The organism is Pseudomonas sp. BP6 (assembly GCF_017875935.1).
Taxonomy (GTDB): Bacteria; Pseudomonadota; Gammaproteobacteria; order Pseudomonadales; family Pseudomonadaceae; genus Aquipseudomonas; species Aquipseudomonas putida_Y.
The window spans coordinates 4,782,180-4,798,418 of sequence record NZ_JAGINI010000001.1; the positions used below are offsets into that span (position 1 = coordinate 4,782,180).

General features: G+C 57.7%; 24 protein-coding genes. 1 reads left to right on the top strand and 23 read right to left on the bottom strand.

Features of this window, described 5'->3' with window-relative positions; all coding sequences use genetic code 11:
• Position 1: 1 nt before the first annotated feature.
• Complete coding sequence (locus J3A98_RS21690; protein WP_209968305.1) at positions 2 to 1,396, bottom strand: MFS transporter; 1,395 nt, start codon at positions 1,394 to 1,396, stop codon at positions 2 to 4.
• 129 nt (positions 1,397 to 1,525) lie between these two features.
• Between J3A98_RS21690 and uvrA the strand changes: the two genes are divergently transcribed.
• The gene (gene uvrA / locus J3A98_RS21695; RefSeq protein ID WP_209968308.1) at positions 1,526 to 4,360 is read left to right on the top strand and encodes an excinuclease ABC subunit UvrA; all 2,835 of its coding nucleotides are present in this window, start codon (positions 1,526 to 1,528) and stop codon (positions 4,358 to 4,360) included.
• 72 nt (positions 4,361 to 4,432) lie between these two features.
• Here the strand turns inward: uvrA and bfr are convergent, their stop codons facing one another.
• The 22 genes from bfr to rplP form a co-directional block, all read right to left on the bottom strand.
• The gene (bfr, locus tag J3A98_RS21700; protein ID WP_003255449.1) at positions 4,433 to 4,897 is read right to left on the bottom strand and encodes a bacterioferritin; all 465 of its coding nucleotides are present in this window, start codon (positions 4,895 to 4,897) and stop codon (positions 4,433 to 4,435) included.
• A 163-nt stretch (positions 4,898 to 5,060) separates the two neighbouring features.
• Entirely contained in the window at positions 5,061 to 6,500 is a 1,440-nt protein-coding gene (locus J3A98_RS21705) for a catalase (protein ID WP_209968311.1), read from the bottom strand.
• A 172-nt stretch (positions 6,501 to 6,672) separates the two neighbouring features.
• A complete protein-coding gene (gene rplQ / locus J3A98_RS21710; protein WP_003255451.1) occupies positions 6,673 to 7,059 on the bottom strand; it encodes a 50S ribosomal protein L17 in 387 nt (128 codons plus the stop codon).
• 42 nt (positions 7,060 to 7,101) lie between these two features.
• Positions 7,102 to 8,103, bottom strand: coding sequence for a DNA-directed RNA polymerase subunit alpha (gene rpoA, locus J3A98_RS21715; RefSeq protein WP_003255452.1), 1,002 nt, complete (start codon positions 8,101 to 8,103; stop codon positions 7,102 to 7,104).
• A 22-nt stretch (positions 8,104 to 8,125) separates the two neighbouring features.
• Positions 8,126 to 8,746 carry a 30S ribosomal protein S4 gene (gene rpsD / locus J3A98_RS21720; protein WP_003255453.1) on the bottom strand — a complete coding sequence of 207 codons (621 nt, stop codon included), beginning with the start codon at positions 8,744 to 8,746 and terminating at the stop codon, positions 8,126 to 8,128.
• A gap of 15 nt (positions 8,747 to 8,761) precedes the next feature.
• Complete coding sequence (gene rpsK / locus J3A98_RS21725) at positions 8,762 to 9,151, bottom strand: 30S ribosomal protein S11 (protein WP_003255454.1); 390 nt, start codon at positions 9,149 to 9,151, stop codon at positions 8,762 to 8,764.
• Positions 9,152 to 9,169: 18 nt separating this feature from the next.
• Positions 9,170 to 9,526 (bottom strand): 30S ribosomal protein S13, encoded by a 357-nt coding sequence (gene rpsM, locus J3A98_RS21730; RefSeq protein WP_012316515.1) that lies wholly within the window; start codon positions 9,524 to 9,526, stop codon positions 9,170 to 9,172.
• 131 nt (positions 9,527 to 9,657) lie between these two features.
• Positions 9,658 to 9,774: a 50S ribosomal protein L36 gene (gene rpmJ, locus J3A98_RS21735; RefSeq protein WP_002555468.1), complete on the bottom strand. Its 117-nt coding sequence runs from the start codon at positions 9,772 to 9,774 to the stop codon at positions 9,658 to 9,660.
• A gap of 28 nt (positions 9,775 to 9,802) precedes the next feature.
• Positions 9,803 to 11,134, bottom strand: a complete 1,332-nt coding sequence (gene secY, locus J3A98_RS21740) for a preprotein translocase subunit SecY (RefSeq protein ID WP_003257108.1) — start codon at positions 11,132 to 11,134, stop codon at positions 9,803 to 9,805.
• A complete protein-coding gene (gene rplO / locus J3A98_RS21745) occupies positions 11,135 to 11,569 on the bottom strand; it encodes a 50S ribosomal protein L15 (RefSeq protein ID WP_003255461.1) in 435 nt (144 codons plus the stop codon). It lies immediately after the preceding gene.
• 3 nt (positions 11,570 to 11,572) lie between these two features.
• Positions 11,573 to 11,749, bottom strand: a complete 177-nt coding sequence (gene rpmD, locus J3A98_RS21750; RefSeq protein ID WP_003255463.1) for a 50S ribosomal protein L30 — start codon at positions 11,747 to 11,749, stop codon at positions 11,573 to 11,575.
• Between the two features lie 2 nt (positions 11,750 to 11,751).
• Positions 11,752 to 12,252 (bottom strand): 30S ribosomal protein S5, encoded by a 501-nt coding sequence (rpsE, locus tag J3A98_RS21755; RefSeq protein WP_003255465.1) that lies wholly within the window; start codon positions 12,250 to 12,252, stop codon positions 11,752 to 11,754.
• A gap of 3 nt (positions 12,253 to 12,255) precedes the next feature.
• Positions 12,256 to 12,606 (bottom strand): 50S ribosomal protein L18, encoded by a 351-nt coding sequence (rplR, locus tag J3A98_RS21760; RefSeq protein ID WP_003255467.1) that lies wholly within the window; start codon positions 12,604 to 12,606, stop codon positions 12,256 to 12,258.
• A 10-nt stretch (positions 12,607 to 12,616) separates the two neighbouring features.
• Positions 12,617 to 13,150 carry a 50S ribosomal protein L6 gene (gene rplF, locus J3A98_RS21765; protein ID WP_003255469.1) on the bottom strand — a complete coding sequence of 178 codons (534 nt, stop codon included), beginning with the start codon at positions 13,148 to 13,150 and terminating at the stop codon, positions 12,617 to 12,619.
• A 12-nt stretch (positions 13,151 to 13,162) separates the two neighbouring features.
• Positions 13,163 to 13,555, bottom strand: a complete 393-nt coding sequence (rpsH, locus tag J3A98_RS21770) for a 30S ribosomal protein S8 (RefSeq protein ID WP_003255471.1) — start codon at positions 13,553 to 13,555, stop codon at positions 13,163 to 13,165.
• 208 nt (positions 13,556 to 13,763) lie between these two features.
• Complete coding sequence (gene rpsN / locus J3A98_RS21775) at positions 13,764 to 14,069, bottom strand: 30S ribosomal protein S14 (RefSeq protein ID WP_110637824.1); 306 nt, start codon at positions 14,067 to 14,069, stop codon at positions 13,764 to 13,766.
• A 13-nt stretch (positions 14,070 to 14,082) separates the two neighbouring features.
• Positions 14,083 to 14,622 (bottom strand): 50S ribosomal protein L5, encoded by a 540-nt coding sequence (gene rplE, locus J3A98_RS21780; protein ID WP_003255474.1) that lies wholly within the window; start codon positions 14,620 to 14,622, stop codon positions 14,083 to 14,085.
• Positions 14,623 to 14,642: 20 nt separating this feature from the next.
• On the bottom strand, positions 14,643 to 14,957 hold the full coding sequence (rplX, locus tag J3A98_RS21785; protein WP_003255476.1) for a 50S ribosomal protein L24: 315 nt from the start codon (positions 14,955 to 14,957) through the stop codon (positions 14,643 to 14,645).
• An 11-nt stretch (positions 14,958 to 14,968) separates the two neighbouring features.
• Positions 14,969 to 15,337: a 50S ribosomal protein L14 gene (gene rplN, locus J3A98_RS21790; protein ID WP_002555479.1), complete on the bottom strand. Its 369-nt coding sequence runs from the start codon at positions 15,335 to 15,337 to the stop codon at positions 14,969 to 14,971.
• 23 nt (positions 15,338 to 15,360) lie between these two features.
• Positions 15,361 to 15,627 (bottom strand): 30S ribosomal protein S17, encoded by a 267-nt coding sequence (rpsQ, locus tag J3A98_RS21795; protein ID WP_003255478.1) that lies wholly within the window; start codon positions 15,625 to 15,627, stop codon positions 15,361 to 15,363.
• Positions 15,628 to 15,629: 2 nt separating this feature from the next.
• Complete coding sequence (gene rpmC / locus J3A98_RS21800; RefSeq protein WP_002555481.1) at positions 15,630 to 15,821, bottom strand: 50S ribosomal protein L29; 192 nt, start codon at positions 15,819 to 15,821, stop codon at positions 15,630 to 15,632.
• Complete coding sequence (gene rplP / locus J3A98_RS21805) at positions 15,821 to 16,234, bottom strand: 50S ribosomal protein L16 (RefSeq protein WP_003255479.1); 414 nt, start codon at positions 16,232 to 16,234, stop codon at positions 15,821 to 15,823. The genes rpmC and rplP overlap by 1 nt, the downstream gene beginning before the upstream one ends.
• Between the last annotated feature and the right edge of the window lie 5 nt (positions 16,235 to 16,239).

Genomic DNA, 16,239 nt, shown 5'->3' on the forward strand with positions numbered 1-16,239 from the left:
CCTAGGCTTCGCACGCCGAAGAGGCTGGATTCACCAGTCGCTCCAGGGTCGCACGGTCCAAAATTTTCGTATCCAGTTTGATATAGATGGCGGCTTCTTCTGCCACCACCACAGCGTCGGTCACACCCGGCACGGCCATCAGGCGCTCGGTCAGGCCGGCTTCCCGGACCGCCTCAGGCGTCAGGGGCATGCGCAGGCTGGTCACATATGGCGGCTCGTTCATGCGCAAGGCAACGATCAGCCAGATAACACACAGCGCCGCGCTACCGAGGAACACCGTGTCCAGCCCACCGTGCTGGAACAGCCAGCCACCCAGAATCCCGCCTAACGCTGCACCGAGGAACTGGCTGGTGGAATACACCCCCATTGCCGTCCCCTTGCCACCGGCAGGCGACACCTTGCTCACCAGAGAAGGCAGCGAAGCCTCCAGCAGGTTGAATGCGGTAAAGAATACCACGGTGCCAATCACCAGTCCGCGCAAACCGTCAGCCCACTCCCAGAAGTATATCTCTGTCAGCAGCAGGACACTGACCGCGCCGGCCAACACACGTTTCATCTTGCGCTTTTTTTCGCCGTAGATGATGAACGGGACCATTGCAAAAAATGAGATGAACAGCGCGGTCAGGTACACCCACCAGTGCTGCTCCTTGGGCAGGCCACCACGCTCGACGAACGCCAGCGGCAGCGCAACGAAGCTGGCCATGAGGATGGCGTGCAGGATGAAAATGCTTATGTCCAGGCGCAGAAGGTCCGGATGGCGCAGGGTCGGGCCGATGGCCTGGCGCGCCACACCCGACTCGCGGTGCTGCAGGATGCTGTGGGTGTTGGGCACGACAAACGCGATCAACAGGATGCCGACCAGGGCAAGCCCAGCCGTGACCAGGAACAGACCTGACAAACCAAAGGCACTTGTCAGCAGTGGACCAACGACCATGGCGACAGCAAACGACAAGCCGATGCTCATGCCGATCATGGCCATGGCCTTGGTCCGGTGTTGTTCGCGGGTGAGGTCGGACAGCAATGCCATGACCGCGGCAGAAATTGCCCCGGCGCCCTGCAGGATGCGCCCGGCAATCACGCCCCAGATAGAGTCGGCCTGGGCCGCCAGCACGCTGCCAAGGGCAAAGATCACCAGCCCCAGATAAATCACCGGCCGGCGACCGATACGGTCGGAAATCATCCCGAACGGGATCTGAAATACCGCCTGGGTCAGGCCATAGGCACCAATGGCCAGGCCGATCAGCGCAGGCGTGGCGCCAGCCAGGTCCATGCCGTAGGTGGCCAGTACCGGCAAGACCATGAACATGCCCAGCATACGAAAGGCAAAGACCAGGGCAAGGCCGCCAGCGGCGCGGGTTTCGCCGCCACTCATGCGTTCGTTGTGGGTGTCGTGCATGGATTAACCTCGTGTGAACCGGCGGCGATTCTATCAGTCCGACAGCTTGACGGCATCTACGCGACGCTTTGCCGCGTACTGGCAGGGCGCCGTATACTTCCTTGTTTATGCCCGCCGAGCGAGGCCGTAGTGGACAAGATCCTGATTCGTGGGGCACGTACCCACAACCTGAAGAACATCGACCTGACCCTGCCCCGGGACAAGTTGATCGTGATCACCGGCCTGTCCGGTTCCGGCAAGTCGTCCCTGGCGTTCGATACCTTGTACGCCGAAGGCCAGCGCCGCTACGTGGAGTCGCTGTCGGCCTACGCCCGGCAGTTTTTGTCGATGATGGAAAAACCCGACGTCGACACCATCGAAGGCCTGTCGCCGGCGATTTCGATCGAGCAGAAATCGACCTCGCACAACCCGCGTTCCACGGTCGGCACCATCACCGAAATCTATGACTACCTGCGCCTGCTGTACGCCCGCGTCGGTACGCCACGCTGCCCGGACCACGATATTCCGCTGGAGGCGCAAACGATCAGCCAGATGGTCGACCTTGTGCTGGAAAGCCCGGAAGGCAGCAAGCTGATGCTGCTCGCGCCGGTAGTGCGCGAGCGCAAAGGTGAGCATCTGGCGGTGTTTGACGAATTGCGCGCCCAGGGCTTCGTGCGGGCCAGGGTCAACGGCAAGCTCTACGAACTCGATGAGTTGCCCAAGCTGGACAAGCAGAAGAAGCACAGCATCGATGTGGTGGTGGACCGTTTCAAAGTCCGCGCCGACCTGCAACAGCGCCTGGCCGAATCGTTCGAGACCGCGTTGAAGCTGGCCGATGGTATTGCCTTGGTGGCACCGATGGACGGCGAACAAGGCGAAGAGACGATCTTCTCCGCGCGCTTCGCCTGCCCGGTGTGCGGCCACGCGATCAGCGAGCTGGAACCGAAGCTGTTCTCCTTCAACAACCCGGCTGGCGCCTGCCCGACCTGCGACGGCCTGGGGGTCAAGCAGTTCTTCGACACCAAACGCCTGGTCAACACCGAACTCACCTTGGCCGAAGGCGCGATCCGCGGCTGGGACCGGCGTAACGTGTACTACTTCCAGATGCTCGGTTCGTTGGCCGCACACTATGGCTTCAGCCTGGAGGAGCCTTTCGGCGAGCTGTCGGCCGAACACCAGAAGGTGATCCTGCAGGGCAGCGGCAAGCAGAGTGTCGACTTCAAGTACCTCAACGACCGAGGCGACATCGTCAAGCGATCGCACCCGTTCGAAGGCATTGTGCCGAACCTTGAGCGCCGCTACCGCGAAACCGAATCGGCCACGGTGCGTGAAGAACTGGCCAAATTCCTTGGCACGCAACCGTGCCCGGATTGCCGGGGTACGCGCCTGCGCCGCGAGGCGCGCCATGTGTGGGTGGGCGAGAAGACCCTGCCGGCGGTAACCAATATGCCGATCGGTGAAGCCAGCAACTACTTTGGCGAACTGACCCTGACCGGCCGGCGTGGCGAAATCGCGGCAAAAATACTCAAGGAAATCTGCGAACGACTTCAGTTCCTGGTCAACGTCGGCCTCGACTACCTGACCCTGGATCGTAGCGCCGACACCCTGTCCGGTGGTGAAGCGCAACGTATCCGCCTGGCCAGCCAGATCGGCGCCGGTCTTGTGGGGGTGATGTACATCCTCGATGAACCGTCCATCGGCCTTCATCAACGCGACAACGACCGTCTGCTGGCCACCCTTAACCATTTGCGCGACCTGGGCAACACGGTAATCGTGGTGGAGCACGACGAGGACGCCATTCGACTGGCCGACTACGTGGTCGACATCGGCCCTGGCGCTGGTGTGCACGGCGGGCAGATCGTCGCCGAAGGCTCGCCTCAGGAGGTCATGGACCACCCTGACTCGCTGACTGGCAAGTACCTGTCCGGGCGCAAGAAGATCGTTGTGCCGGCCAAGCGCACACCGCGCAACAAGAAGCTGCAGCTCAAGCTCAAGGGCGCGCGTGGCAACAACCTGCAGAACGTCGACCTGGAAGTACCGATCGGCCTGCTGACCTGCGTGACCGGTGTATCCGGCTCGGGTAAATCGACGCTGATCAACAATACCCTTTACCCCTTGGCCGCCACCGCCCTCAATGGCGCAAGCAGCCTGGAAGCCGCACCGCACAGCAGCATGGACGGCCTGCAGCACCTGGACAAGGTGGTGGATATCGATCAGAGCCCGATCGGCCGCACCCCACGCTCCAACCCGGCGACCTACACCGGCATCTTCACACCGATCCGCGAGCTGTTCTCCGGTGTACCGGAGTCACGCTCGCGTGGTTATGGCCCGGGGCGCTTCTCGTTCAACGTCAAGGGTGGCCGTTGCGAGGCCTGCCAGGGCGATGGCCTGATCAAGGTGGAAATGCACTTCCTGCCGGACATCTACGTGCCATGTGACGTATGCAAGAGCAAGCGCTACAACCGCGAAACCCTGGAGATCAAGTACAAGGGCAAGAACATCCACGAGGTGCTGGAAATGACCATCGAGGATGCCCGAGAGTTCTTCGATGCGGTGCCGGCCCTGGCGCGCAAGCTGCAAACGTTGATGGACGTGGGCCTGTCGTACATCAAACTGGGGCAGTCAGCGACCACGCTGTCAGGGGGTGAGGCACAGCGAGTGAAGCTGTCACGCGAACTGTCCAAGCGCGATACCGGCAAGACTTTGTACATCCTCGACGAACCTACCACCGGCCTGCACTTTGCCGATATCCAGCAACTGCTGGACGTATTGCATCGCCTGCGCGACCACGGCAATACCGTGGTGGTGATCGAGCATAACCTGGATGTGATCAAAACCGCCGACTGGCTGGTTGACCTGGGCCCTGAGGGTGGCTCCAAGGGTGGGCAGATCATTGCCTGCGGTACGCCAGAAGAGCTGAGCGTGATGAAACAGTCATATACCGGCCATTACCTGAAACCATTGCTGGAGCGGGATCGGGCCTGAGTGCTGTCAACGCAATGAGAAAGCCCCTGGTACCGTTGGTGCCAGGGGCTTTTACTTGTGTCTGTGGATAACTTACATCTGCGACTGCAGATAGTTTTCCAGCCCGATGGCCTTGATCAGGCCCTGCTGCTTCTCGAGCCAGTAGGTGTGATCTTCTTCGGTGTCGGCCAGCTGCGCACGCAGGATGTCACGACTGACGTAATCCTTGTGCAATTCGCACAGCTCGATGCCTTTGCAAAGCGCACCGCGCACCTTGTATTCGAGCTTGAGGTCTGCCTCAATCATTTCCGGCACGGTGCTGCCGACCTCCAGGTCATCCGCACGCATGTCAGGGGTCCCTTCGAGCATGAGGATACGACGCATCAGGGCATCGGCGTGCTGCGTCTCTTCCTCCATCTCGTGGTTGATGCGCTCGTAGAGCTTGGACAGGCCCCAGTCTTCGTACATGCGCGAATGAATGAAGTACTGGTCGCGTGCCGCCAGTTCGCCCTTCAACAGCGTGACGAGATAGTTGATTACATCCGGGTGGCCTTGCATCGCCCTGATTCTCCATGTGAAAACGTCTATGCCACATAGTGTGAACCAGCTTTTGTCTACGGTCACTGAAAAACGCGCAATCAGACGCAAAAAATCGGTTAAACAGTAGTGATATTCATTGAAAAACCGCCCAAATGAGGGCGGTTCTTCTTATCACTTCGACTTAGGCGAGATTGATGCCCAAAGCCTTCGCAATCCCTTCACCGTAGGCCGGATCCGCCTTGAAGAAGTACTGTAACTGACGCCGGATCACGTCTTCGCTGACGCCCGCCATGGTACCGGCGATGTTGCTGATCAGCAGGGCCTTCTGCTCATCGCTCATCAAACGGAACAAAGCGCCGGCATGGCTGAAGTAGTCGGTGTCCTCGCGGTGATCGTAGCGATCAGCCGAACCATTCATGGCCAATGCTGGCTCAGCATGACGTGGGGACTGTTTCGGGGCGCCGCTGTAGCTGTTTGGTTCATAGTTCGGTGCACTACCGTAGCCACCGGTGGCCATGGAGCCGTCGCGCTGATAGCTGTTAACCGGGCAGCGCGGCGCGTTGACTGGCAATTGCTGGTGATTGGTACCCACGCGATAGCGGTGCGCATCAGCGTAGGCGAATACGCGGCCTTGCAGCATGCGGTCTGGCGAAAGACCGACGCCGGGCACCATATTGCTCGGCCCGAACGCAGCCTGCTCGACCTCTGCGAAATAGTTGAGCGGGTTACGATTGAGCTCCAGCACACCCACCTCGATGAGCGGATAGTCCTTCTGCGACCATGTCTTGGTCACGTCGAATGGGTTCTCGTCACGGCTAGCAGCCTCGGCTTCGCTCATCACCTGAATGCAGACCGTCCAGCGCGGGTAGTCGCCACGTTCGATGGCCTCAAACAGATCTCGCTGAGCGTAATCCGGGTCGGTACCTGCAAGGCGTGCAGCGTCTGCCGGGGTGAGGTTCTTGATGCCTTGTTGAGTCTTGAAGTGCCACTTGACCCAAGTGCGCTCACCCTTTGCATTGATCAGGCTGTAGGTGTGGCTGCCAAAGCCATGCATATGGCGGTAGCCGTCCGGAATGCCACGGTCGGAAAAGAGGATGGTTACCTGGTGCAGCGCTTCAGGAGAGTGCGACCAGAAATCCCACATCATCTGAGCGTTCTTCAGGTTGGACTGCGGATGGCGCTTCTGGGTGTGGATAAAGTCCGGGAACTTCAGTGGGTCGCGAATGAAGAATACTGGCGTGTTGTTACCGACGATGTCCCAGTTGCCTTCCTCGGTGTAAAACTTCACCGCGAAACCGCGCGGGTCACGCTCGGTATCTGCCGAACCGCGCTCGCCACCAACGGTGGAAAAACGTAAGAAAGTCTCAGTTTGTTTACCGATCTCTTCGAACAGCTTGGCGCTGGTATAGCCGGTAATATCGTGAGTAACGGTAAAAGTGCCATAGGCACCCGAGCCTTTGGCATGGACGCGGCGTTCTGGAATGTTCTCGCGGTTGAAATGGGCGAGCTTCTCGATCAGGTGGAAGTCGTCGAGCAGCAGCGGACCGCGCGGGCCGGCGGAGCGGGAGTTCTGGTTGTCGGCTACAGGTGCACCGCTAGCGGTAGTGAGAATCTTGCTCATGGGCTCTCCTTATCGGTCTTCAAGCGCCGGCTAATCGGCTGTGAAGAGAGTATTGCCGAGCGAGATTACAGGCACAAATTTATTACATGACTTACATCAATAGAAATAAACAATAGATGTGCAAACAAAAAACCGGGCACTAGGCCCGGTTTTTTGTAGCAGACAGAACGTCTTACTCAGCAGCTTCTACAGCACCGCCGACCGGACGATCAACCAGCTCGACGTACGCCATAGGCGCGTTGTCGCCAGCGCGGAAACCGCACTTCAGGATGCGCAGGTAGCCGCCCTGACGGGTGGCGTAACGCTTGCCCAGATCGTTGAACAGTTTGCCAACAGCGGACTTCGAACGGGTACGGTCGAAGGCCAGACGACGGTTAGCAACGCTGTCTTCCTTGGCCAGGGTGATCAGCGGCTCGGCAACGCGGCGCAGTTCCTTGGCTTTCGGCAGGGTGGTTTTGATCAGCTCGTGCTCGATCAGCGACACTGCCATGTTCTGGAACATAGCCTTGCGGTGAGAGCTGGTGCGGCTCAGGTGACGTCCACTTTTACGATGACGCATGATTCATTCCTTACCAAACACTACGTTCGGTGATTACGACGATCAGGCGGTCGCCTTGTCGTCTTTCTTAAGACTTGCAGGCGGCCAGTTGTCGAGGCGCATGCCGAGAGACAGACCACGAGAGGCCAGAACGTCCTTGATTTCAGTCAGGGACTTCTTACCCAGGTTAGGAGTCTTCAACAGCTCTACTTCGGTACGCTGAATCAGGTCGCCGATGTAGTAGATGTTCTCCGCCTTGAGGCAGTTGGCCGAACGTACAGTCAGTTCCAGGTCGTCAACCGGACGCAGCAGGATCGGATCGATCTCGTCTTCCTGCTCGACTACGACAGGCTCGCTGTCACCCTTGAGGTCGACGAACGCGGCCAGCTGCTGTTGCAGAATGGTCGCAGCGCGGCGGATAGCCTCTTCAGGATCCAGAGTGCCGTTGGTTTCCAGATCAATGACCAGTTTGTCCAAGTTGGTACGCTGTTCAACACGGGCGTTCTCGACCACATAGGCGATACGACGCACCGGGCTGAACGAAGCGTCCAACTGCAGACGGCCAATGCTACGGCTTTCGTCTTCGTCGGTTTGACGGGAGTCGGCCGGCTCGTAACCACGACCACGAGCTACAGTGAGCTTCATGTTCAGAGCGCCGTTCGACGCCAGGTTCGCGATTACGTGATCGGGGTTGACGATCTCGACATCGTGATCCAGCTGAATATCGGCAGCGGTAACCACCCCCGAACCCTTTTTCGACAAGGTCAGCGTAACTTCGTCACGACCATGCAGTTTGATAGCCAGGCCTTTCAGGTTCAACAGGATTTCAATTACGTCTTCCTGAACACCTTCGATCGCGGAGTACTCATGGAGTACGCCATCGATCTCGGCCTCGACTACTGCACAGCCAGGCATGGAGGACAACAGGATGCGGCGCAGCGCGTTGCCCAGGGTATGGCCGAAACCACGCTCGAGAGGCTCGAGCGTAATCTTGGCGCGGGTCGGACTGACTACCTGCACATCAATATGGCGGGGAGTCAGGAACTCATTTACCGAAATCTGCATGGATGCACCTATTTTCTAGCCCTTACTTGGAGTAGAGCTCGACAATCAGGTTTTCGTTGATGTCGGCAGACAGGTCGCTGCGAGCAGGAACGTTCTTGAAAACGCCCGACTTTTTAGCAGCATCCACGTCAACCCACTCAACGCGGCCACGCTGGGCGCACAGTTCAAGGGCTTGAACAATGCGCAACTGGCCCAGCGATTTCTCGCGGACTGCGACCACGTCACCCGGACGAACTTGGTAGGATGGAATGTTTACAGTTTTACCGTTGACGCTGATCGCTTTGTGCGAAACCAGCTGACGGGACTCGGAACGAGTCGAGCCGAAGCCCATACGGTAAACGACGTTATCCAGACGGCACTCGAGCAGTTGCAGCAGGTTCTCACCGGTTGCGCCTTTTTTCGAGGCAGCAGCTTGGTAGTAACCGCGGAACTGACGCTCCAGAACACCGTAGATACGACGGACTTTTTGTTTCTCACGCAGCTGGGTGCCGTAGTCGGACTGACGGCCACGGCGCTGGCCGTGGATACCTGGGGCTGCTTCGATATTGCACTTCGATTCCAGAGCGCGAACGCCGCTCTTCAGGAACAGGTCAGTGCCTTCACGACGAGACAGTTTGCATTTTGGACCAATGTAACGTGCCATTCTTCTGTCTCCTGATTACACGCGACGCTTCTTCGGCGGACGGCACCCGTTGTGCGGGATTGGCGTCACGTCGGTGATGCTGGCGATCTTGTAGCCGCAGCTGTTCAATGCACGAACGGCGGACTCACGACCTGGACCTGGACCCTTGACGTTAACGTCGAGGTTCTTCAGACCGTATTCCAGCGCAGCTTGACCAGCACGCTCAGCAGCGATCTGGGCTGCGAACGGGGTGGATTTGCGCGAACCACGGAAACCCGAACCACCGGAGGTCGCCCAGGACAAAGCATTGCCCTGACGGTCGGTGATGGTCACGATGGTGTTGTTGAAAGAAGCATGGATGTGGGCGATGCCATCAACCACTGTCTTTTTGACTTTCTTACGAGGACGAGCAGCAGGTTTTGCCATGTCTATATTCCTGGGCGATTACTTGCGGATCGGCTTACGCGGGCCCTTACGGGTGCGTGCGTTGGTCTTGGTGCGCTGACCGCGAACCGGCAGACCTTTACGATGACGCAGGCCGCGGTAGCAACCCAGGTCCATCAAGCGCTTGATCTTCATGTTGACGTCACGACGCAGGTCACCTTCGGTGGTGAACTTCGCGACTTCGCCACGCAGGGTTTCGATTTGCTCGTCGCTCAGATCCTTGATCTTAGCGGCTGGGTTTACACCAGCGTCTGCACAAATCTTCTGTGCAGTTGTGCGACCGACACCATAGATGTAGGTCAGCGAGATAACAGTATGCTTGTTATCTGGAATGTTGACGCCTGCAATACGGGCCATTCAGTGGGACTCCAATTGACAGCTACCTACGCCCCGGAAGCCAAGAAATAGGGCGCGAGATAATATCGCTGTAGAAACGAATAATCAACCCAGCAGCACACTAGCTGCTGGGTTTGAAGCGCAGATCACACTCAGCCTTGGCGCTGTTTGTGACGCGGTTCCGCGCTGCAGATCACTCGTACGACGCCTTCGCGACGGATGATCTTGCAGTTACGGCACAGCTTTTTCACCGATGCACGAACTTTCATTACCGACTCCTCGAACCTTAGGGGCGTATCAGCGCAGCAGACCGCTGCCACCGTAGCCTTTCAGGTTGGCTTTCTTCATCAGGGATTCGTACTGGTGCGAAACGAGGTGCGATTGTACTTGGGACATGAAGTCCATCACAACCACTACCACAATCAGCAACGAGGTCCCGCCAAGGTAGAACGGCACATTTGCTGCCACCACCAGGAACTGGGGCAGAAGGCAGACGGCCATCATGTAAAGAGCACCGAACATGGTCAAACGGGTCAGAACGCCATCAATGTAGCGCGCCGACTGCTCACCAGGACGGATGCCCGGAATAAAGGCACCGGACTTCTTCAGGTTTTCCGCTACGTCTTTCGGGTTGAACATCAACGCTGTGTAGAAGAAGCAGAAGAAAATGATCCCTGCACTAAACAGCAGAATGTTCAACGGCTGACCAGGAGCGATCGACTGCGAGATGTCCTGCAGCCAGCCCATACCTTCGGACTGACCAAACCAGGCACCCAGCGAAGCCGGGAACAGCAGAATGCTGCTCGCGAAAATGGCCGGGATAACCCCCGCCATGTTCACCTTCAACGGCAAGTGGCTGGTCTGCGCAGCGAAGACCTTGCGGCCCTGCTGACGCTTGGCGTAATGAACGGCGATACGACGCTGACCACGCTCAATGAACACCACAAAACCGATAATCGCTACTGCCAGCAGACCGATAGCGACCAGGGCGAAAATGTTGATATCGCCTGTGCGTGCAGACTCGAAAGACTGCCCGATTGCTCTCGGAAGACCGGCAACGATACCTGCGAAGATCAACATCGAGATACCGTTGCCCACACCGCGCTCGGTGATCTGCTCGCCCAGCCACATCATGAACATCGCGCCTGCCACGAAAGTGGAAACAGCGACGACGTGGAAGCCCAGGCCTACAGAAAACGCCACGCCCTGGTTGGCCAGGCCAATGGACATGCCAATGGCTTGGACCAGTGCCAGGATAACGGTGCCGTAGCGGGTGTACTGGCTGATCTTGCGACGGCCAGCTTCACCTTCCTTCTTCAACTGCTCCAGTTGCGGGCTGACCGCCGTCATCAACTGCATGATGATCGATGCCGAAATGTACGGCATGATCCCCAGTGCAAAGATGCTCATGCGTTCGAGCGCGCCACCGGAAAACATGTTGAACAAGCTAAGAATGGTCCCCTCATTCTGCCGAAACAGATCCGCCAGACGGTCCGGATTGATGCCGGGAACCGGGATATGCGCACCTATCCGATAGACGATGATCGCCATGAACAGAAAGCGCAGACGAGCCCAGAGTTCCGACATCCCGCCCTTACCGAGCGAAGAGAGAGCACCTTGCTTAGCCATTTATTCCTCGAATTTGCCGCCAGCTGCTTCGATAGCCGCACGCGCACCCTTGGTGGCTGCGATACCCTTGATGGTGACTGCGCGAGTAACTTCGCCAGACAGCATGATTTTCACACGCTGAATGTGCTGGTTGATCACGTTGGCATCCTTCAGGGATTGCACGGAGATCACGTCGCCTTCCACTTTAGCCAGCTCGGACAGACGCACTTCGGCGCGGTCCATGGCCTTCAGGGAAACGAAGCCGAACTTCGGCAGGCGACGGTGCAGCGGCTGTTGACCGCCTTCGAAGCCAGGAGCGATCGAACCACCCGAACGGGAAGTCTGACCTTTGTGGCCACGGCCGCCGGTCTTACCCAGACCGCTACCGATACCACGACCTGGACGATGCTTCTCGCGACGGGAACCCGGCGCTGGACTCAGATCATTGAGTTTCATCGATTAGCCCTCGACCTTCAGCATGTAGTAAGCCTTGTTGATCATCCCGCGGTTCTCGGGAGTATCCTGGACTTCTACAGTGTGACCGATGCGACGCAGACCCAGGCCTTTAACACACAGCTTGTGGTTAGGCAGACGGCCCGAGACGCTCTTGATCAGCGTTACTTTTACGGTTGCCATGATCAGAAGATCTCCTCGACGCTCTTGCCACGCTTGGCGGCAATGGATTCAGGAGATTGCATGGCTTTCAGACCCTTGAAGGTGGCGTAAACCACGTTCACTGGGTTGGTCGAACCGTAGCACTTGGCCAGAACGTTCTGAACACCAGCAACTTCCAGGACAGCACGCATTGCGCCACCGGCGATGATACCGGTACCTTCCGAGGCAGGCTGCATGTAAACCTTCGAGGCGCCGTGGGCAGCCTTGGTGGCGTACTGCAGGGTGGTGCCCTTCAGGTCAACCTGGATCATGTTGCGGCGAGCAGCTTCCATGGCTTTCTGGATCGCGGCTGGTACTTCGCGCGACTTGCCACGGCCGAAGCCAACACGACCTTTACCATCACCCACCACGGTCAGCGCGGTGAAAGTGAAGATACGGCCGCCTTTTACGGTTTTGGCAACGCGGTTAACTTGAACCAGCTTCTCGATGTAGCCTTCGTCGCGCTTTTGATCGTTATTTGCCATAACTTAGAACTCCAGCCCGCCTTCACGAGCAGCATCAGCCAGCGCTTTGACGCGGCCATGGTACTTGAAGCCGGAACGGTCAAAGGCAACTTGAGATACACCGGCGGCTTTCGCACGCTCAGCTACCAGCTTGCCAACCTTAGTGGCCGCGTCGATGTTGCCAGTGGCGCCATCACGCAGGTCTTTGTCCAAGGTCGAGGCGCTTGCCAGAACCTTGCTGCCGTCGGCCGAAATGACCTGGGCGTAGATGTGCTGCGAGGAGCGGAACACGCACAGGCGCACGACTTCGAGTTCGTGCATCTTGAGACGTGCTTTGCGAGCGCGACGCAGTCGAATAACTTTTTTGTCGGTCATTTACTAGGCCCTACTTCTTCTTGGCTTCTTTACGACGGACTACTTCGTCCGCGTAACGCACACCTTTACCTTTGTAAGGCTCTGGCGGACGGAAGTCGCGGATTTCAGCGGCCACCTGACCTACCAGCTGCTTGTCGATACCCTTGATCAGGATGTCGGTCTGGCTAGGTGTTTCAGCGGTGATACCGGCTGGCAGTTCGTAGTCCACTGGGTGAGAGAAGCCCAGGGCCAGGTTCAGGACGGTGCCTTTAGCCTGTGCCTTGTAACCAACACCGACCAGCTGGAGCTTGCGCTCGAAGCCTTGGCTTACGCCTTGGACCATGTTGTTGACCAGAGCGCGGGTGGTACCGGCCATGGCACGAGCTTGCTGGTCACCATTGCGAGCGACGAAACGCAGCTCACCAGACTCTTCGGTAACTTCAACAGACGAGTGAACGTTCAGTTCGAGAGTACCTTTGGCACCCTTCACCGAAAGCTGCTGACCGGCGAATTTGACTTCGACACCGGATGGCAGCTTAACGGGGTTCTTAGCGACGCGAGACATGTCTATCCCCCCTTAGAACACTGTGCACAGAACTTCGCCGCCGACACCGGCAGCGCGCGCAGCGCGATCCGTCATCACACCTTTGTTGGTGGAGACGATAGACACGCCCAGACCGCCACGTACTTTCGGCAGATCGGTGACGGCCTTGTACTGGCGCAGGCCTGGACGGCTGGAGCGCTTCAGTTCCTCGATGACCGGACGGCCTTCGAAGTACTTCAGTTCGATCGACAGGGAAGGCTTGGCCTCACCAGTTACCTGGTAGCCAGCGATGTAACCTTCGTCCTTCAGAACTTTGGCAACCGCGACCTTCAGGGTAGAGGAAGGCATGCTTACGACGGACTTTTCAGCCATCTGGGCATTACGGATGCGAGTTAGCATGTCCGCTAACGGGTCCTGCATACTCATGGGCTAGATGCTCCTGATACAAGAATTATTAGCCTTGCGGCTATGACAACCACCCGAACGGATTGGGCAAAAACCCAGGCTCAGGTGAGCCGGTCATTCTAGACACAAGGCAGAAACGAAACAAGCCCCATATAGGGGCTTGTTTGTTGGCGAGGTCACCGGCGGTCGGAAGATTGCTCCCCTTCCACCAGCGCCTTGCCTGCAGCGATTACCAGGAGGCCTTGACCAGACCCGGCACGTCACCACGCATTGCAGCTTGACGCAGCATGTTACGGCCCAGGCCGAACTTACGGTATACACCGTGAGGACGACCGGTCAGGCGGCAACGGTTGCGCAGGCGCGAAGCGCTAGCGTCACGTGGCTGCTTCTGCAGAGCGACAACGGCAGCAAAACGCTCTTCTGGAGAGGCATTCTGGTTAACGATGGTCGCTTTCAGCTCAGCACGCTTCTTGGCGAACTTTGCTACCGTGAGCTGACGCTTCAGCTCGCGGTTCTTCATGCTCTTCTTGGCCATTTTCCTACTCCAATCAGTTGCGGAACGGGAACTTGAAAGCACGCAGCAGAGCGCGGCCTTCGTCGTCCGAACGAGCAGTGGTGGTCAGGGTGATGTCCAAACCGCGCAGAGCATCGATCTTGTCGTAGTCGATTTCCGGGAAGATGATCTGCTCTTTCACGCCCATGCTGTAGTTGCCACGACCATCGAAGGACTTGGCATTCAGGCCGCGGAAGTCGCGAACCCGAGGCAGGGAGATCGCCAGCAGGCGGTCCAGGAATTCGTACATCTTGTCGCTACGCAGGGTCACCTTGACGCCGATCGGCCAGCCTTCGCGGACTTTGAAGCCAGCGATGGATTTGCGAGCGAAAGTCACGACCGGCTTTTGACCGGTGATCTTTTCCAGGTCGGCAACAGCGTGCTCGATGACTTTCTTGTCGCCGATCGCTTCGCCCAGACCCATGTTCAGGGTGATCTTGGTAACGCGCGGAACTTCCATCACGTTCGACAGCTTAAGTTCTTCCTTAAGCTTAGGAGCGATTTCGTTCCGGTAAATCTCTTTCAGTCGTGCCATGGTCTTCTACCTAGCAGTGTTCAAGCATCAACCGCTTTTTGGGTCGACTTGAAGACACGAATTTTTTTACCGTCTTCTACTTTGAAACCAACGCGGTCAGCCTTGTTGGTTTCACCGTTGAAGATGGCAACGTTGGAAGCGTGCAGAGGCGCTTCTTTCTCGACGATACCGCCCTGTACGCCCGCCATCGGGTTAGGCTTGGTATGACGCTTGACCAGGTTCACGCCACCGATAACCAGACGGTCATCAGCCAGAACCTTCAGCACCTTACCGCGCTTACCTTTGTCTTTGCCGGCGATCACGATGATCTCGTCGTCACGACGAATCTTTTGCATGTCGGATCTCCTTACAGCACTTCAGGGGCGAGCGAGACGATCTTCATGAACTTCTCAGTACGAAGCTCACGGGTCACTGGCCCGAAGATGCGAGTGCCGATCGGCTCTTGCTTGTTGTTCAGCAGAACAGCAGCGTTGCCGTCGAAACGAATGATGGAACCGTCAGCGCGACGAACACCGTGACGGGTACGTACGACAACAGCGGTCATCACTTGGCCTTTTTTGACCTTACCGCGCGGAATTGCTTCCTTGACGGTAACCTTGATGATGTCACCGATGCCGGCGTAACGGCGGTGCGAACCGCCGAGTACCTTGATGCACATGACGCGACGAGCGCCGCTGTTATCGGCCACATCGAGCATGGATTGAGTCTGAATCATAAAATTTCTCCGACCCCTAGCCCTTAGACTTCAACAGCGCGTTCGAGGACTTCAACCAGTGCCCAGGACTTGGTCTTGGCCAGCGGACGGGTTTCACGGATGGAAACCTTGTCGCCGATCTTGCACTGGTTGGCTTCGTCGTGCGCGTGCAGCTTAGTCGAACGCTTAACGTATTTACCGTAGATCGGGTGCTTTACGCGACGCTCGATCAGAACGGTGATGGTCTTGTCCATTTTGTCGCTGACGACACGGCCAGTCAGCGTACGGACGGTTTTTTCAGCTTCAGCCATGATCACTTACCTGCCTGCTGGTTGAGCACAGTTTTCACGCGAGCGATGTCACGCTTAACTTGCGAGAGCAGGTGCGACTGCCCCAACTGGCCAGTTGCTTTCTGCATACGCAGATTGAACTGGTCGCGCAGCAAGCCGAGCAGTTGCTCGTTCAGTTGCTGTGCCGATTTTTCACGAAGTTCATTCGCTTTCATCACATCACCGTCCGCTTAACAAAGGAGGTGGCGAGAGGCAGCTTTGCAGCAGCCAGGGCGAAAGCTTCGCGCGCCAGCTCTTCAGAAACACCCTCGATCTCGTACAGGACTTTGCCTGGCTGAATCTGGGCAACCCAGTACTCCACGGAACCCTTACCTTTACCCATACGAACCTCGAGAGGTTTCTTGGAGATCGGCTTGTCCGGGAACACACGGATCCAGATCTTACCGCCACGTTTAACGTGACGGGTCAGCGCACGACGTGCGGACTCGATCTGGCGAGCGGTGAGGCGACCGCGAGCAACAGCTTTCAGGGCGAATTCGCCGAAGCTGACTTTGCTACCGCGCAGTGCCAGACCACGGTTGTGGCCAGTCATCTGCTTGCGGAATTTTGTACGCTTTGGTTGCAACATTTGGC

What these genes read in the sequence shown, in the direction of transcription:
- J3A98_RS21690 (WP_209968305.1), bottom strand. Translation starts at nt 1,396, where the DNA reads ATGCACGACACCCACAACGAACGCATGAGTGGCGGCGAAACCCGCGCC.
- bfr (WP_003255449.1), bottom strand. Translation starts at nt 4,897, where the DNA reads ATGCAAGGCCACCCGGATGTAATCAACTATCTCGTCACGCTGTTGAAG.
- J3A98_RS21705 (WP_209968311.1), bottom strand. Translation starts at nt 6,500, where the DNA reads ATGAGCAAGATTCTCACTACCGCTAGCGGTGCACCTGTAGCCGACAAC.
- rplQ (WP_003255451.1), bottom strand. Translation starts at nt 7,059, where the DNA reads ATGCGTCATCGTAAAAGTGGACGTCACCTGAGCCGCACCAGCTCTCAC.
- rpoA (WP_003255452.1), bottom strand. Translation starts at nt 8,103, where the DNA reads ATGCAGATTTCGGTAAATGAGTTCCTGACTCCCCGCCATATTGATGTG.
- rpsD (WP_003255453.1), bottom strand. Translation starts at nt 8,746, where the DNA reads ATGGCACGTTACATTGGTCCAAAATGCAAACTGTCTCGTCGTGAAGGC.
- rpsK (WP_003255454.1), bottom strand. Translation starts at nt 9,151, where the DNA reads ATGGCAAAACCTGCTGCTCGTCCTCGTAAGAAAGTCAAAAAGACAGTG.
- rpsM (WP_012316515.1), bottom strand. Translation starts at nt 9,526, where the DNA reads ATGGCCCGTATTGCAGGCGTCAACATTCCAGATAACAAGCATACTGTT.
- rpmJ (WP_002555468.1), bottom strand. Translation starts at nt 9,774, where the DNA reads ATGAAAGTTCGTGCATCGGTGAAAAAGCTGTGCCGTAACTGCAAGATC.
- secY (WP_003257108.1), bottom strand. Translation starts at nt 11,134, where the DNA reads ATGGCTAAGCAAGGTGCTCTCTCTTCGCTCGGTAAGGGCGGGATGTCG.
- rplO (WP_003255461.1), bottom strand. Translation starts at nt 11,569, where the DNA reads ATGAAACTCAATGATCTGAGTCCAGCGCCGGGTTCCCGTCGCGAGAAG.
- rpmD (WP_003255463.1), bottom strand. Translation starts at nt 11,749, where the DNA reads ATGGCAACCGTAAAAGTAACGCTGATCAAGAGCGTCTCGGGCCGTCTG.
- rpsE (WP_003255465.1), bottom strand. Translation starts at nt 12,252, where the DNA reads ATGGCAAATAACGATCAAAAGCGCGACGAAGGCTACATCGAGAAGCTG.
- rplR (WP_003255467.1), bottom strand. Translation starts at nt 12,606, where the DNA reads ATGACCGACAAAAAAGTTATTCGACTGCGTCGCGCTCGCAAAGCACGT.
- rplF (WP_003255469.1), bottom strand. Translation starts at nt 13,150, where the DNA reads ATGTCTCGCGTCGCTAAGAACCCCGTTAAGCTGCCATCCGGTGTCGAA.
- rpsH (WP_003255471.1), bottom strand. Translation starts at nt 13,555, where the DNA reads ATGAGTATGCAGGACCCGTTAGCGGACATGCTAACTCGCATCCGTAAT.
- rpsN (WP_110637824.1), bottom strand. Translation starts at nt 14,069, where the DNA reads ATGGCCAAGAAGAGCATGAAGAACCGCGAGCTGAAGCGTCAGCTCACG.
- rplE (WP_003255474.1), bottom strand. Translation starts at nt 14,622, where the DNA reads ATGGCACGACTGAAAGAGATTTACCGGAACGAAATCGCTCCTAAGCTT.
- rplX (WP_003255476.1), bottom strand. Translation starts at nt 14,957, where the DNA reads ATGCAAAAGATTCGTCGTGACGACGAGATCATCGTGATCGCCGGCAAA.
- rplN (WP_002555479.1), bottom strand. Translation starts at nt 15,337, where the DNA reads ATGATTCAGACTCAATCCATGCTCGATGTGGCCGATAACAGCGGCGCT.
- rpsQ (WP_003255478.1), bottom strand. Translation starts at nt 15,627, where the DNA reads ATGGCTGAAGCTGAAAAAACCGTCCGTACGCTGACTGGCCGTGTCGTC.
- rpmC (WP_002555481.1), bottom strand. Translation starts at nt 15,821, where the DNA reads ATGAAAGCGAATGAACTTCGTGAAAAATCGGCACAGCAACTGAACGAG.
- rplP (WP_003255479.1), bottom strand. Translation starts at nt 16,234, where the DNA reads ATGTTGCAACCAAAGCGTACAAAATTCCGCAAGCAGATGACTGGCCAC.